The following is a 14,531-nucleotide window of genomic DNA, read 5'->3' on the forward strand; positions in this document are numbered from 1 at the left end:
TAAGAGGAATATCTATAGTAATTGAATTTGATGAAAAGGGTCATAAAAAGTAAGAATACTTTGCTTTTTTGGGCTCTTTTTTTATGTAAGGAAGGTCAAAAATTGAGGTGGACTTTGTTTGGTATTTTGATATTTATCTGTTTCAATATATTATCGAGATATAAATATATTTGAATTAGATTAGGAAGAGGAACTTGATGGCAATTTTACTTTTTGTAGAAGAATAATAAGACTAGAATATTGAAACGTAAGTATTAAAATAATGAAGACATAAGCTATAAGTTCATTTTGAAATAGTAAAAATGAATGTAGGAATTAAAGTAATAAAATTATGCCTTGATAAAAAACTTGAAGTAATATTGAAAAGGCGGCTAAAGAGTATTTTAAAAGTTAAGAATATCAAATTATGTGAAAAAATAATGTAATTAAGTAATATTTTGTTGTATAATATTTGTAAAGATTTATTTTAATTTAAAATATTTAGATGATAAGTATACATTAGTTAATAAAATTAATGCTTAACAATTATAATTTTACAAAAACAAACAATAATTTTATGTTTTTTTGTATTTTTATAAATGTTATTAAAAATGTCTATTGAAGTGCACAGAAGATAATTATACTTTATGTTTTTGTTATAATCCTGTTAGAAACCAATGATAAAATTAGAATTAATTATATATAGTCAAGTGTAAACAATTACGCTTTTGATTATAAATAAATTAAATAGGAAAGGAGATTATAATTGTAAAAATTAATACAAATCAAATATTTAGAAGGGGGGAAAGGGATTAATGGGAAACATCAAAAATCTATCTAGAACTATTTTGGTATCAATTCTTTTGAATGTATTTCTATTGGCATTATCAATGGAAATACCAGTGTTCTCCAATTACGCATATGCAGCAGCACCAGCGATTTCATCAACAAATTTTGAAAACAGTGCTACAAGTTCTGTTACTTATGGAAATGGTATATATGTTGCAGTTGGTCCTAATGGTTTAGTTAAAAGATCAACTGATGCATATACTTGGAGTACTGTTAATACAGGGGCTAACACTAATTATAGGAGCGTTACATATGGAAATGGCTTATTTGTAACAGTTGGTGATGGTGGAAAAATTTTAACATCTTCTGATGGATTTACATGGGTGTCAGAATCATCAACAACCACTGATAATCTAACCAAAGTTATTTTTACAGGTTCAAAATTTTATGTAATTGGAAATTATTACAATGGATCATTTACAGGGATTCTATTAAAATCCGATGATGGAATTTCATGGAGTACAGTTGAAGTTGGCCTTGGTAGCAGTAGCAAAGGATATAGTTCGCTTGCCTATGGAAACGGAATAATAGTTGTTGGAGATCAACAAGGAAATACATATACATCAAACAATGATGGAACTTCATGGATATATACAGATTTGAAAGCATCTAATTCAAGTAATGTAAATTTTATTTCATATTTAAATAATAAATTTTATGCTAGTGATAGTAATGCTTATTTGTATTATTCATCAGATGGAATCAATTGGAATCAAGTAGGGGCACCTTTTAGAGTAGTCAGTTCAGGAGGATGTGCCCAAGCCTTTTGTGGATTTTATGATGGAACTAAATATTATATGCTTGGTTTTGATTTAAGTTCTTATGGTGGAGTTATGACATCTACAGATGGAATTAATTTTACAGTAGAAAGAAAAGATTCTACATCCATTGCTAGGGACTGCTTATTTGCTAATGGTAAATATATTCAAGCAAATGATCAAGGTTTACTAGTGTCTTCTGATGGAGTTAATTGGAAGCATGCATTAGTAAATGGTGATTTTACTTCCATTGCTTTTGATGGTACTAATTATTTTACAGCAGGTTCCACAGGAGCATCTGATGGAGCAATTTATAAATCTACTGATTATTCAGATTGGACAATGTTGCAGATTCCTTTAAATAAAGGGATTAATGGAATAGCCTATGGTAATGGAAAATATGTTGCAGTCGGTAATACTGCTTCAAATGGAAAAGGTACTATATTAAAATCTACTGATGGAACAAGTTGGACATTAGGAAGCTCACCAAATAACGAACAGTCTGGTTTGTGTTCAATAACATATGGAAATAACATGTTTGTCGCAGTAGGAAGTAATCTTAGTATTATTACTTCAACGGATGGGGAAAACTGGACATCAAGAAAATATGATAATGCCACTTATACTTTAAGATCAGTTGCTTTTATTAATGAAAAGTTTGTAGCATGTGGTGATAATGGAAAAGTATTTTATTCTGATGATGGGACAGCTTGGACTGATGGTAGTTTTTCGGGTTCGGATGTTAGCTTTTACGGTGCTGCATATGGTAATGGTAAATATGTTTTAGTTGGACAAGAAAATAGTAATTATAATGGATTTACAACTACGTCTACAGATTTAAACACATATACAACAGCAAAGCCAGAAACTGACCTGTCCTATTTTACAGGTATAAAATACGCAAATGGTAACTTTTTAGCAATTGCTAATGGTGCTAATGACCCATATCATGCATTTATATCAACTTCTACAGATGGATTAAATTGGAGTAACACCGATTGTAATAATACATCATACATATTTGGTGTTGACTTCATAAACACTAAGTTTAGGGTTATTGGCTCAAATGGATTTGCGTTAACTGCTGATATTCCAAGTGTTTCTCAAAGTGCACCAACAGTAACAGCAATAAGTCCAACATCAGGAACAGCATCAGGGGGAACAGTTGTAACAATAACAGGGACAGACTTCACTGGAGTAACAGCAGTAAAGTTTGGAAGCACAAATGCAACAAGTTATACAGTAGATAGTGCAACCCAAATAACAGCAACAGCGCCAGCAGGAAGTGCAGGAACTGTAGATATAACAGTAACAACAGCAGGAGGGACAAGCTCAACAGGTAGTACAGATCAGTTTACCTATATGCAAACAGTAGCAACGCCAACCGCAAGTATATCAGGCGGGGCGGTAGCAAGTGGAACAACAGTAACATTAAGCAGCGGAACATCGGGAGCAACAATATACTACACAACAGATGGAACTACACCAACAACGTCAAGTACACAATATACTGGGGCAATAACAGTAAACAGTGCAATGACAATCAAGGCAATAGCAGTAAAGAGTGGAATGACAGATAGTGGTGTAATGAGTGAAAGCTACACAATAATGGGAACTGTAGCAACACCGACAGCAAGCATAACAAGCGGGGCGGTAGCAAGTGGAACAGCAGTAACATTAAGCAGTTCAACCTCAGGAGCAACAATATACTACACAACCAATGGAACTACACCAACAACGTCAAGTACACAATATGCTGGAGCAATAACAGTAAACAGTGCAATGACAATCAAGGCAATAGCAGTAAAGAGTGGAATGACAGATAGTAGTGTGATGAGTGAAAGCTATACAATAATGGGAACTGTAGCAACACCGACTGCAAGTATATCAGGCGGAGCAGTAGCAAGTGGAACAACAGTAACATTAAGCAGCGAAACCTCAGGAGCAACAATATACTACACAACCAATGGAACTACACCAACAACGTCAAGTACACAATATACTGGAGCAATAACAGTAAACAGTGCAATGACAATCAAGGCAATAGCAGTAAAGAGTGGAATGACAGATAGTGGTGTGATGAGCGAAAGCTATACAATAATTGGAACAGCAGCAACACCGACTGCAAGCATAACAAGCGGAGCAGTAGCAAGTGGAACAACGGTAACATTAAGCAGTGTAACCTCAGGAGCAACAATATACTACACAACCAATGGAACTACACCAACAATGTCAAGTACACAATATACTGGAGCAATAACAGTAAATAGTGCAATGACAATCAAGGCAATAGCAGTAAAGAGTGGAATGACAGATAGTGGTGTGATGAGTGAAAGTTATACAATAATGGGAACTGTAGCAACACCGACCGCAAGTATATCAGGCGGGGCGGTAGCAAGTGGAACAACAGTAACATTAAGCAGCGAAACCTCAGGAGCAACAATATACTACACAACCAATGGAACTACACCAACAATGTCAAGTACACAATATACTGGAGCAATAACATTAAACAGTGCAATGACAATCAAGGCAATAGCAGTAAAGAGTGGAATGACAGATAGTAATGTAATGAGTGAAAGCTACACAATAATGGGAACAGTAACATATACACTTAACTATACAGCAGAAGCAGGTGGAAGGATTGAAGGTAATACATCACAAACAGTAAATAGTGGAGGAAGCGGAACTACAGTAACAGCAGTGGCGAATTCTGGATATCATTTTACAAGTTGGAGTGATGGAAATTCTTATGCAAGTAGACGAGATATGAATGTAGCTATAAACATAAATGTAAGCGCAGGTTTTGGACTTAATTTACCGAGTAACACAGATACAACACCTGTAGCAGTAAGAATTATTGGCACTGGACAAGTAAATAATACTTTAGAAGCTCAATTAATTGATGTGAATGGTGCAGATGTTACTACCTCCGCAGCAGTAACCTATAGGTGGTATAGAATTCCAAGTGAAGATTCTGAAGGCGGAACATTAATAGGTGAAGATAAAACCTATAGATTAGTTAGTGATGATGCAGGAAGTTACATTAAATTAGTAGTATCTTATATAGATGAACACTTTAGAAGAATTACATCGAGGATATTAGGAAATACATCAAATAATACAAATTCATCAGGTAGTAAGAATTCTAATAGCTCATCAACTCAACAAATTACAGTAAAAGTAACAGATGGAAGTAATGACACCCCAGTTTCACAAACTGTAATAGAGAGAATAACTGCAAGTGATGGAACTAAGAAAGATACAGTAACTTATACAGCCGATAAAGCAAAAGAAACAATAGCAGCATTAACTAGTGCTGGAAAGGATACTGCAAGAATAGTTGCAGCAGATTCAGATCCTTCTGTATCTGAAACTCAGGTTAATATCCCTAGAGATACACTAAGTGCACTTTCAAGTGGAAATGTAAATTTACAAATAGAAACAGGTGGTGCAATAGTTTCATTACCAAAAGAATCTGTACAAGGTCTAGCTGGAAGTGGACAATTAAATGGAGATCTATATTTTAGATTAGTTCCAATAAATGATACAACAAGGCAGACAGAAATTAAAACAACTGCAGATAAAGAAGCAGCAGTAAAACTAGTTACAGGAAATAAAGGAGTGCAAGTATTAGGAACACCAATGACTATAGAAACAAATATGAGTCAAAGAGATGTAGATATTGTATTACCATTAAAAGGCGTTATAATTCCAACAAATCAAAATGAAAGACAAGCTTTTTTAAATGATCTTGGAGTATTCATTGAACATAGTGATGGTGAAAAAGTGCTTGAAAAAGGTCAGGTAGTTGAATATTCACCAGGTGTCTTTGGAATCAAATTTACAGTAAAGAAGTTCAGTGATTTTACAATAGTAAAATTAAATAAGAGCAATCAAATTGGTTGGAAAAAAGACAATGGTTATTGGTATTTCTTTGACAAAACTGGAACTATGATAACTGGATGGTATAAGTCAGAGACTGGCGATTGGACCTTCGATGGTAAAGATACAGTAGGACAATGGTTCCATTTAGGTAAAGATGGAAAGATGGATATGGGCTGGTTTAAAGATACTGATGGTTCATGGTACTTCCTATGTGATGGCAAGGATTATGGTGCTTTAGGTTACATGGAAACTGGATGGAAATTCATAGATGGTAAGTGGTATTTCTTGAAAGGAAATGGAGCTATGGCAACAGGTTGGACATATGTCGATGGCAATTGGTACTATCTACAATCAAATGGAAGTATGTCAAGCAACACAGTAGTTGATGGTTATACATTAAATGCAAGTGGAGCTTGGGTTCAATAAAGTAATAATGTAATAAGGGAGAACTAAATCCAGATGATAATGGAGGAGGTTCTCTTTTTTTTATTTTGTTTAAAGAATATATTTATAATAAATTATGTGAATATAGAAATTGTAAAATAATGTTTAAATATATGATGGAGACTATTTACAATAACAGACAATTATGTTATTATTTTTTATGAACGTATGTTCTGTGGGTGAAATTTAAATATATACTAATATATTTATTAGTATAACTTTATATTACTTACTAATAACTCTAAATTATTAAAAAATATAGGAGATCTTATAACTATTGGAGGCTAAATACTATGAAAAAAGGCGATAAGTTATTTGTAAGAATTGATTATAAAAATAATGAATTAGAAACTACTTCACAGGATTTTCAAGATCACGTAGAATATTTAAAGGGTGTAGCAGCTGAAAGATACTTTGTTGGGGGTGGCTTCAACAATGCTACAAGTGGTATGATTATATTTGAAGCCAAGGATTTGGAAGATGCAAAGTTGATTTCTCAAAAAGATCCTATAATTGAACGAAATCTTTATACAACTGAAGTGTACGAATGGGAGTTGCTGATATTATCAGATTTTTAATGGCAGAAAGTCAGTAAAACATAAGTTTAATAAAGAGGTGATATCGAGAAATGTTATATGATAGTTTATACATAAAAGAAATTCGTCTCAAGCAGGAAATTAATAAAGAAGAAAGTTACATTAAAGATTTGCCTGTAGTTAATAATTTAAATAGTGTGGCTTTATCTAGCAATGTAACCTTTTTTGTTGGTGAAAATGGTAGTGGAAAATCAACCTTATTAGAGGCCATTGCTGTTAATAGTGGGTTTAATGCAGAAGGTGGAACTAGAAACTTTTGTTTTTCATCACGGGAAACTCATTCTGATTTATATAAGTATATAACTGTAGTGAAAAGTGTTAATAGACCTAAGGATGGATTTTTTCTAAGGGCAGAAAGTTTTTACAATGTAGCAACTGAAATAGAACGGCTCGATTCAGAAAGTTCTATGGGCAATCCTGTTATATATAGTTATGGAGGGACATCCTTACATAAGATGTCTCATGGTGAAAGTTTTATTACACTCATGACTAATCGTTTTAGTGGACATGGACTGTATATTTTAGATGAACCAGAAGCAGCATTGTCACCATTAAAGCAAATGGCTATGCTTACCATAATTAATGAACTAGTTAAGAAAAAATCCCAGTTTATCATTGCAACTCATTCACCTATATTAATGGCTTATCCAGATGCGGATATATTTGTTATAGATGAGGATGGAATCACTAAAACTCCATATAAAAAAACTGATAACTATATGATGACAAGAAAGTTTTTAGAGAATCCTGAAAAAATGATGAAGTATTTGTTTGAATAGACTAGCATTGAAAATTGGTTTAGTGGTATTTTTCTATTTAATAATCAGATCAAGAAAATTTAATTTGAAGATTTTAAAATAAAAAACACGATTATAGTGCTTGATTATGGGCTGTCCAAACACGCATTTATTTTTTAAAAGTGAATAATTTATCAAAATACTTATAATTTATTTGTAATATGACATATAGCTGTCTTATTAAGCTTAGTATAATAGCCTTATCAAATAATATTAGAAAGGAGTTACGATTATATGCATGAAGTGATATCAAAGGGTATACTATCTAGTAATAATGGAATGAATATTTATAGAGGATGTACTCATGGCTGTATATATTGTGACGCCAGAAGTCATTGTTATGGAATGGATCATATTTTTGAAGACATAGAGATTAAGTCTAATGTGATGCAGCTATTAGAAGATACACTTAGGAAAAAACGAAAAAAGTGCATGATTGGAACAGGTGCAATGAGTGATCCGTACATTCATCTAGAAGAAAAGCTACAAAACACAAGAAGATGTTTAGAGATAATTGAAAAATATGGATTTGGATTAGCAATACAAACTAAATCAAATAGAATATTAAGAGATTTGGATTTGCTAAAAAGTATAAATAATAAGGCAAAGTGTGTTGTACAGATTACATTAACCACTTATGATGAAGAATTATGCAAAATTATTGAACCAAACGTTTCTACAACAAAAGAACGCTTTGAAGTGTTAAAGATAATGAGGGATAACAAAATTCCTACAGTAGTTTGGATAACTCCTATTTTACCGTATATAAATGATACAGAAGAAAATATAAGAGGAATTTTAGATTATTGTATAGAAGCTAAAGTTAAAGGAATTATAGTATTTGGCATTGGCTTAACCTTAAGAAATGGGAATAGGGAATATTATTATGAAAATTTAGATAAGCATTTTAAAGGTTTGAAAGAAAAATACATAAGAGAATATGGAAATAGTTATGAAGTAATAAGTAGAAATCATAAAGAAATTATGAAAATTATTAAAGAAACCTGTGATAAGCATAATATTATTTATGATGTTAGAGAAGTTTTTGATTATATGAGAGTTTTTGAAGAGAAAAATAATGAAGTTCAAATAGGGTTTGATATATAGTAATTGCACTAATCAATGGAAGATTGGTGCTTTTTCTTATTAAAAAAGCATAAGTTCTTGAAAATAAAATCATTCTTTAGTAGTATCTTTCTATTTAATAATTACATCAAGAAAATTTAATTTGAAGATATATAAATAAAAAACGCGATTATAGTGCTTGGTTATAGGTTGTCCAAACACGCATTTATTCCTTAAAAGTGAATAATTTATCTTTTAATTTCCAACAATAACTATAGAAAAGTGTATAGTTTTGAAGGAGATTTCTACTTATGAAAAAATTAGTCAGTTTAATAATTATAATTATAGGTTTTGCTGGGATAATTGGTGGATGTATTACAAAGAGTAGTAAATTTGCAATAACAAATATTACAACAGAGAAGCAAAGCTTAGAAACAATAAAGGAAAAAGGTCTACTAACTATTGTTTCTCCACCAAAAGAAGTCCCATTTTTTTTTATAAATTCTGAAACAAATAAAACATCTGGAATTGATGCTGATATTATAACTGAAATTGCAAAGCGTCTTGGGATTAATAAAATTGAAGTGAAAGAAGCACCATTTTCAAATTTATTAGAAAAATTAAAGACTGACGATAGTATAGATATGGCAGTTGGAGGAATATTTATAACTCCAGAAAGAGAGGCTTCAGTAGATTTCACTAAGCCTTTATATAAAGAAACAGAAACTGTTATTGTTCCTAAGTATTCTGATATTAATAATAAAAGTGATTTGAAGGAACTAGTCATTGGAGTAGAAAGAGGAACAATATTTGTGGATTTAGCGCAAGAGTGGAAGAAGAATAATTTTATAAAAGATGTAATGATTTTTGAAAGCACAACAGATTTATTAAATGCTATAAATTTAAGAAAAGTTGATGCTGGAATAGCCGATAGTATTGTTGTAAACAGCTTTTTAGCAGATGGTGGTAGTTATCTTCCTCTAAGAACATTAAAAGATTATACTCCTGAGGTTAATGGGACTTTGGGAATGGCAGTTCGGAAAGCCGATATATCCTTATTGAATGAAGTAAATAAGATAATTGATGATATGAAAGCAGATGGTACATTATATGCTATTCTTGTAGACAATGGATTGAATAGAGATAATATAGTCCCCCAATAATGCAATAAGTGTATAGCTATGGTTAGAGCATAGGAGCTATATTATTGATATAGGGAATGATATATAATTAATTTTAGAAATATAAAGGAAAAAGCACTATAGGAAGTGCTTTTTATGAGAAATTTAAACGAACATTATTATATATTATAAATTTATAATCATTTTTGAGTGGAATTAAAGTATTTTCGGTAGAGTTAGGTGCTATTCGTATGAGTTGTTGTATTTTTTTATCAGAGTCAACTATTATTAATAAGCCTTCAACATAAGGTTCATTATTACGAACCTTATAAAGTGTATTTTCATTTAAGCCTAAATCATTCATTGTATAAAAACCTTGTGAGTAAGTTTTAGGTTGAGCTATTGCTGTAACTGTATTTATGCTAAATAATAAGAATAAAGAGATAGAAAAAACAGTTATAAATTTTTTCATTTGTAAAACCACCTTTAAATTTAAATTTTATCTCAAAATATATTGTTATTATGTGAAAATAATAAATTAATATTCAAATTTAAGTTGAAGTAATACTAGTTAAAGATATTAGAGGGAGCCTTATTGGTGAAGCACTAAAAGAAGATAGTGAATGGATTGCAATTATTGCACAAAAAGTAATGTTATAGAATCAAGTTTTAAAATGATATTTACAAATATGCAATAATAAACAAAAAGATAAATAGTAACTTGTAAGTGTATAAAAGGAAGGGAGATAAGATAGGATGGATAAAGAATTTACGAATAAAAAGTTCTGGGAAAATGTTGCAAAGTGGTATACGCCAATGCATGAAAGAAAAAACGCAAAATTATATAGAGATTTATGTGAGGTTATATCAAAATCATTGGATAAGAATATGCAGGTTTTAGAATTGGCTTGTGGAACTGGACAACTTACCTTTCCGTTATGTAAAAAAGTAGCTTCTTGGGAAGCAACAGATTTTTCAGAGAAAATGATTGAAGAAGCAAAGTCAAGAGCAGCTAATTTACCTATTACTTTTACGGTGCAGGATGCAACTAACTTGCTGTATGAGGATGGAAAGTTCGACACAGTAATTATTGCTAATGCTCTTCATATTATGCCTAATCCTGATAAGGCACTAATAGAAATTAGACGTGTACTCAAAAAAGGAGGATTGTTGATTGCACCTACATTTGTATATGATGGAAAAATCAACAAGCTGCGAATTTGGTTAATGGAAAGGATTGGATTTCATACTTTTTATAAATGGAAGTCTGATGAATATATAGAATTTGTCAGTAATAGAGGCTTTGATATAATTGATAGTAGTGTGATTGAAGGAGAGATGTTGCCGGAATGTGTATTGCTTTGCAAAACACAAATCAATTAAATAATTATGAATTATGATATAATATAACTTATGGTATTTTGGGGATTATAAAGAAAAAATGTATTGATTGTGAGGTGAATTTTATGAATATTGACTTAGAAAATAAAGTTGCAGTTATTACAGGGGCTGGAAGAGGGATAGGAAAGTCTATTGCAATATCATATGCACAGAACGGTGCAAAAGTATGTTGTTTATCAAGAAGTCAGAAGGAAATTGATGCTACAGCTAGTTATATTAAAGGGGAAGATGGAAATGCAATAGCATTAGCTTGTGATGTTAGCAATTATACTGAATTAGAGGAAGCGTTTAAAAAAATTTATAAAATTTATGGCCGAATAGATATAGTAGTTATAAACGCAGGGGTTGATTGTGACAAAGCACCAGTTGAAGAATTAAGTATTGAAGCGTGGAAGAAAGTAATGGATGTTAATTTTACAGGAGCCTTCTATACAGCTAAAGCAGCAATTCCATATTTAAAGAAACAAGGGGGTGGAAAGATAATTACTATAGGTTCTGGACTTGGACATAAAGGGAGAGCGGATAATTCAGCTTATTCATGTTCAAAAGCAGGACTATGGATGTTAACAAGAGTTTTAGCTCAAGAGTTGCATAAATTTAATATTAGTGTAAATGAATTAATTCCAGGGCCAGTTGTAACAGATATGGGAAATGACAGTATGAAAGATGGTAGTTCAGCTTTTTCAGTTGACAGTGAATGGACTAAGAAACCAGAAGATGTTACGAATCTCGCCTTGTTTATGGCGAATCAACCATTAATCGGACCAACAGGTCAGAGTTATAGTTTGATGAGAAGAGATCTTTGATTCAGAAAATATAAAATTACAAAATAGTTAAGGTTGGGAAACAATTATGAATAAAGAATTATTAGAAAAAACATTATTATATATTCAAGATATATTTCAAAATGATTATAGTGGACATGATTATTATCATAGTATTAGAGTTTATAAATTAGCAACTTCTATTTGTAAAGGAGAAAATGCTGATTTGGAAATAGTTCAATTAGCTGCGTTATTACATGATGTAGATGATTATAAATTATTTGGTGGGAACGTAGGAACTACTTCTAAAGCAGAAGCATTTTTAAAGAATAACGAAATTGCTGATGCAAAAATAAAAGCTATATGTGATATAATTGCGTCAATATCTTTTAAAGGTACAGATACAAAGGTTCCAGAAAGTTTTGAAGGAAAAATAGTACAAGATGCCGATAGACTTGATGCAATTGGGGCTATTGGAATTGCAAGAACCTTTGCATATGGAGGCAGCAAAAATAGAAGCATGCATATACCGAATGAAAAGCCCAAAGAAGATATGGATGAGGAAGAATATATTAAATCTGAAGGAACAACAATTAATCATTTCTATGAAAAATTGTTGAAATTAAAAGCTTTGATGAATACAGCTACGGCTAAAGAAATGGCTGAATCAAGACATAGATATATGGAAAATTTTCTTGATGAATTCTTTAGTGAATGGGATGGGGTGTTATAATAATAAAAACAGAAAGATTATTGCTAGTTCCATAAAACAAAGAATTTTGAAAAAATATAATTAAGATAGGGTTTATTTTTATTTAGATAAATATGTTAGCATTTCGCATTAACTTAGAATTATTTCTAGCAATACAGTTCAAGAAGTAATTTTAAAAATAAGATATTATTTTTTTGAGGTGATAACATGGATAACTGGGAAATAGTAAATGCAGTTCAAAGGATGCAAGATTATATAGAGGATCATATTGTTGAGGAAATTACTCTTAATGATCTCTCAAAAGCAGCAGGATATTCTCAATGGCATAGTGCTAGAATTTTTAAGAAATTACTAAATAAAAGTCCATTTGAATATATTAGAGCATTAAGGCTTAGTAAAGCTGCTTTGGTATTACGTGATGAACATCCAAGGGTAGTTGACGTAGCTTTTGATTTTGTATTTAGTTCTCATGAAGGCTTTACAAAAGCCTTTTCGAAACAATTTGGAATTGCGCCAAGAAAATATATCGAAAATACACCGCCAATTGGTCTTTTCATTCCTGATAGTATCCATGATTATTATCTGATATTAAATAAAGGAGCGAATGTTATGGAAGAAAAGAAAGAAAAGAATACTATTTTTGTTCAAGTGGTAGAACGCCCAAGGCGAAAGGTATTGCTAAAAAGAGGCGTCAAAGCAACTGAATATTTTGCTTATTGCGAAGAAGTTGGATGTGATGTTTGGGGAATGCTTTCTAGTGTTAAGGAAGCACTTTATGAACCTATTGGAATGTGGCTTCCTAATCATTTAATTAAAGAAGGAACTTCAAAATATGTTCAAGGGGTGGAAGTACCACTAGATTATGATAAACCAATTCCAGAAGGATATGATCTTATAGAGTTGCCACCTTGCAAAATGATGGTATTTCAAGGTGAACCCTATGATGATGAAAAATTCATGAATGAAATTTCAAGTGTGTGGAAGTCTATTGAAAATTATAATCCTGAATTGTATGGATTTGAATGGGCAGAAGAGGAAGCACCAAGATTTCAGCTTGCCCCAATGGGTTATAGAGGTTATATTGAGGCAAGACCAGTAAAACAGATAAATAAAAGAAATGAGAGCAACTTTTAATCTGAAATTCTTATAATATGAATCAATAAAAATAAATAATAGCTTGTAAAATTGCATTATTCAAGAAATGAACTGCTCCATGTCTACTTGACAGGGAGTAGTTCACAATTGGTAATAGGATATAATCTTTTATTTAACGTTTTAGTTTAGGAGAGTATAAGAATGATTAATTACAATACAGTTGAAAATATAGCCATTGAAAAAATACATAGTACATTTATAGATGCATTTTCAGATTATCAAGTAAAAATGGATCTACCTCTTTTAAAGCTTCAACAGATGCTTAAGCGAAGAGGTTATGTTGCAGCAGCTTCAATAGGAGCATTTAATGATGATGTTTTAGTTGGATTTCTTTTAAATGCAATTAGACCATGGAATGGAAAATTATCTGCCTACGATACAGGAACAGGTGTTATAAATAGTTATAGAAATAATGGAATAACAAGTAATATGTTTCTGAGTGCAAAAGAATTGATTAAAGAAATGGGAGTGGAACAATATGTACTGGAAGTAATCCAATCTAATACTCCTGCAGTTAGCCTTTATAAAAAACAAGGTTTTGAAATTTTAAGAGATTTTGAATGTTTTATCTTAGATAAAAATAGGTTTAAAGCTATGCCTAAATATAAGGTTCAAAATATCAAGATAATTACAGAAAGTATATGGCTAGAATTAATAAAATTCTGGGATTTCATGCCATCTTGGCAGAATTCTATTGATTCAATTAATGCAGCAGCAGATACCTTTAAATATTCTATAGTAAGCATTGAGGGTAAGATTGTTGGTTATGGAATCATTGATATAATTACAGGAGACATTCCTCAAATAGCGGTAGACAAAAACCATAGAGGTAATGGAATTGGAAAGAGCATATTTGCAGATTTATTGAAAAGTACAGAAGCTGATAGTATTAAAGTTTTAAATGTAGATAGTAAGAGTACAGCCATGAAGAATTTTTTACTAAAGTTAGGGTTTGATCAAAATGTTAAACAATATGAAATGAGTTTAAAACTTTAAACTCAT

At 31.4% G+C, this 14,531-nt stretch carries 11 protein-coding genes; 10 read left to right on the top strand and 1 reads right to left on the bottom strand.

The window, feature by feature from the left end:
- Window positions 1-794 precede the first annotated feature (794 nt).
- From CSPA_RS09815 to CSPA_RS09835, 5 genes are all read left to right on the top strand, one after another.
- On the top strand, window positions 795-5,900 hold the full coding sequence (locus CSPA_RS09815; RefSeq protein WP_015392095.1) for a chitobiase/beta-hexosaminidase C-terminal domain-containing protein: 5,106 nt from the start codon (window positions 795-797) through the stop codon (window positions 5,898-5,900).
- A gap of 311 nt (window positions 5,901-6,211) precedes the next feature.
- Window positions 6,212-6,496 (top strand): YciI family protein, encoded by a 285-nt coding sequence (locus CSPA_RS09820; protein ID WP_015392096.1) that lies wholly within the window; start codon window positions 6,212-6,214, stop codon window positions 6,494-6,496.
- A 50-nt stretch (window positions 6,497-6,546) separates the two neighbouring features.
- Window positions 6,547-7,293, top strand: a complete 747-nt coding sequence (locus CSPA_RS09825; RefSeq protein ID WP_015392097.1) for an AAA family ATPase — start codon at window positions 6,547-6,549, stop codon at window positions 7,291-7,293.
- Between the two features lie 252 nt (window positions 7,294-7,545).
- Window positions 7,546-8,418 (top strand): SPL family radical SAM protein, encoded by an 873-nt coding sequence (locus tag CSPA_RS09830; protein WP_015392098.1) that lies wholly within the window; start codon window positions 7,546-7,548, stop codon window positions 8,416-8,418.
- Window positions 8,419-8,687: 269 nt separating this feature from the next.
- A complete protein-coding gene (locus CSPA_RS09835; RefSeq protein WP_015392099.1) occupies window positions 8,688-9,539 on the top strand; it encodes an ABC transporter substrate-binding protein in 852 nt (283 codons plus the stop codon).
- A gap of 112 nt (window positions 9,540-9,651) precedes the next feature.
- Here the strand turns inward: CSPA_RS09835 and CSPA_RS09840 are convergent, their stop codons facing one another.
- Complete coding sequence (locus CSPA_RS09840; RefSeq protein ID WP_015392100.1) at window positions 9,652-9,969, bottom strand: hypothetical protein; 318 nt, start codon at window positions 9,967-9,969, stop codon at window positions 9,652-9,654.
- Between the two features lie 284 nt (window positions 9,970-10,253).
- On the opposite strand from CSPA_RS09840, the gene CSPA_RS09845 reads away from it, so the two are divergent.
- The 5 genes from CSPA_RS09845 (at window position 10,254) to CSPA_RS09865 (ending at window position 14,525) form a co-directional block, all read left to right on the top strand.
- Entirely contained in the window at window positions 10,254-10,880 is a 627-nt protein-coding gene (locus CSPA_RS09845) for a class I SAM-dependent methyltransferase (RefSeq protein ID WP_015392101.1), read from the top strand.
- 83 nt (window positions 10,881-10,963) lie between these two features.
- Window positions 10,964-11,704 (top strand): SDR family NAD(P)-dependent oxidoreductase, encoded by a 741-nt coding sequence (locus CSPA_RS09850; RefSeq protein ID WP_015392102.1) that lies wholly within the window; start codon window positions 10,964-10,966, stop codon window positions 11,702-11,704.
- 46 nt (window positions 11,705-11,750) lie between these two features.
- The gene (locus tag CSPA_RS09855; RefSeq protein WP_015392103.1) at window positions 11,751-12,395 is read left to right on the top strand and encodes an HD domain-containing protein; all 645 of its coding nucleotides are present in this window, start codon (window positions 11,751-11,753) and stop codon (window positions 12,393-12,395) included.
- Window positions 12,396-12,581: 186 nt separating this feature from the next.
- Window positions 12,582-13,508: a helix-turn-helix transcriptional regulator gene (locus CSPA_RS09860; RefSeq protein WP_015392104.1), complete on the top strand. Its 927-nt coding sequence runs from the start codon at window positions 12,582-12,584 to the stop codon at window positions 13,506-13,508.
- Between the two features lie 162 nt (window positions 13,509-13,670).
- Window positions 13,671-14,525: a GNAT family N-acetyltransferase gene (locus tag CSPA_RS09865; RefSeq protein WP_015392105.1), complete on the top strand. Its 855-nt coding sequence runs from the start codon at window positions 13,671-13,673 to the stop codon at window positions 14,523-14,525.
- Window positions 14,526-14,531: the final 6 nt, after the last annotated feature.

This window comes from Clostridium saccharoperbutylacetonicum N1-4(HMT), assembly GCF_000340885.1.
GTDB classification, from domain to species: Bacteria; Bacillota; Clostridia; order Clostridiales; family Clostridiaceae; genus Clostridium; species Clostridium saccharoperbutylacetonicum.

What these genes read in the sequence shown, in the direction of transcription:
- CSPA_RS09860 (WP_015392104.1), top strand. Translation starts at nt 12,582, where the DNA reads ATGGATAACTGGGAAATAGTAAATGCAGTTCAAAGGATGCAAGATTAT.
- CSPA_RS09820 (WP_015392096.1), top strand. Translation starts at nt 6,212, where the DNA reads ATGAAAAAAGGCGATAAGTTATTTGTAAGAATTGATTATAAAAATAAT.
- CSPA_RS09825 (WP_015392097.1), top strand. Translation starts at nt 6,547, where the DNA reads ATGTTATATGATAGTTTATACATAAAAGAAATTCGTCTCAAGCAGGAA.
- CSPA_RS09850 (WP_015392102.1), top strand. Translation starts at nt 10,964, where the DNA reads ATGAATATTGACTTAGAAAATAAAGTTGCAGTTATTACAGGGGCTGGA.
- CSPA_RS09815 (WP_015392095.1), top strand. Translation starts at nt 795, where the DNA reads ATGGGAAACATCAAAAATCTATCTAGAACTATTTTGGTATCAATTCTT.
- CSPA_RS09830 (WP_015392098.1), top strand. Translation starts at nt 7,546, where the DNA reads ATGCATGAAGTGATATCAAAGGGTATACTATCTAGTAATAATGGAATG.
- CSPA_RS09865 (WP_015392105.1), top strand. Translation starts at nt 13,671, where the DNA reads ATGATTAATTACAATACAGTTGAAAATATAGCCATTGAAAAAATACAT.
- CSPA_RS09835 (WP_015392099.1), top strand. Translation starts at nt 8,688, where the DNA reads ATGAAAAAATTAGTCAGTTTAATAATTATAATTATAGGTTTTGCTGGG.
- CSPA_RS09855 (WP_015392103.1), top strand. Translation starts at nt 11,751, where the DNA reads ATGAATAAAGAATTATTAGAAAAAACATTATTATATATTCAAGATATA.
- CSPA_RS09840 (WP_015392100.1), bottom strand. Translation starts at nt 9,969, where the DNA reads ATGAAAAAATTTATAACTGTTTTTTCTATCTCTTTATTCTTATTATTT.
- CSPA_RS09845 (WP_015392101.1), top strand. Translation starts at nt 10,254, where the DNA reads ATGGATAAAGAATTTACGAATAAAAAGTTCTGGGAAAATGTTGCAAAG.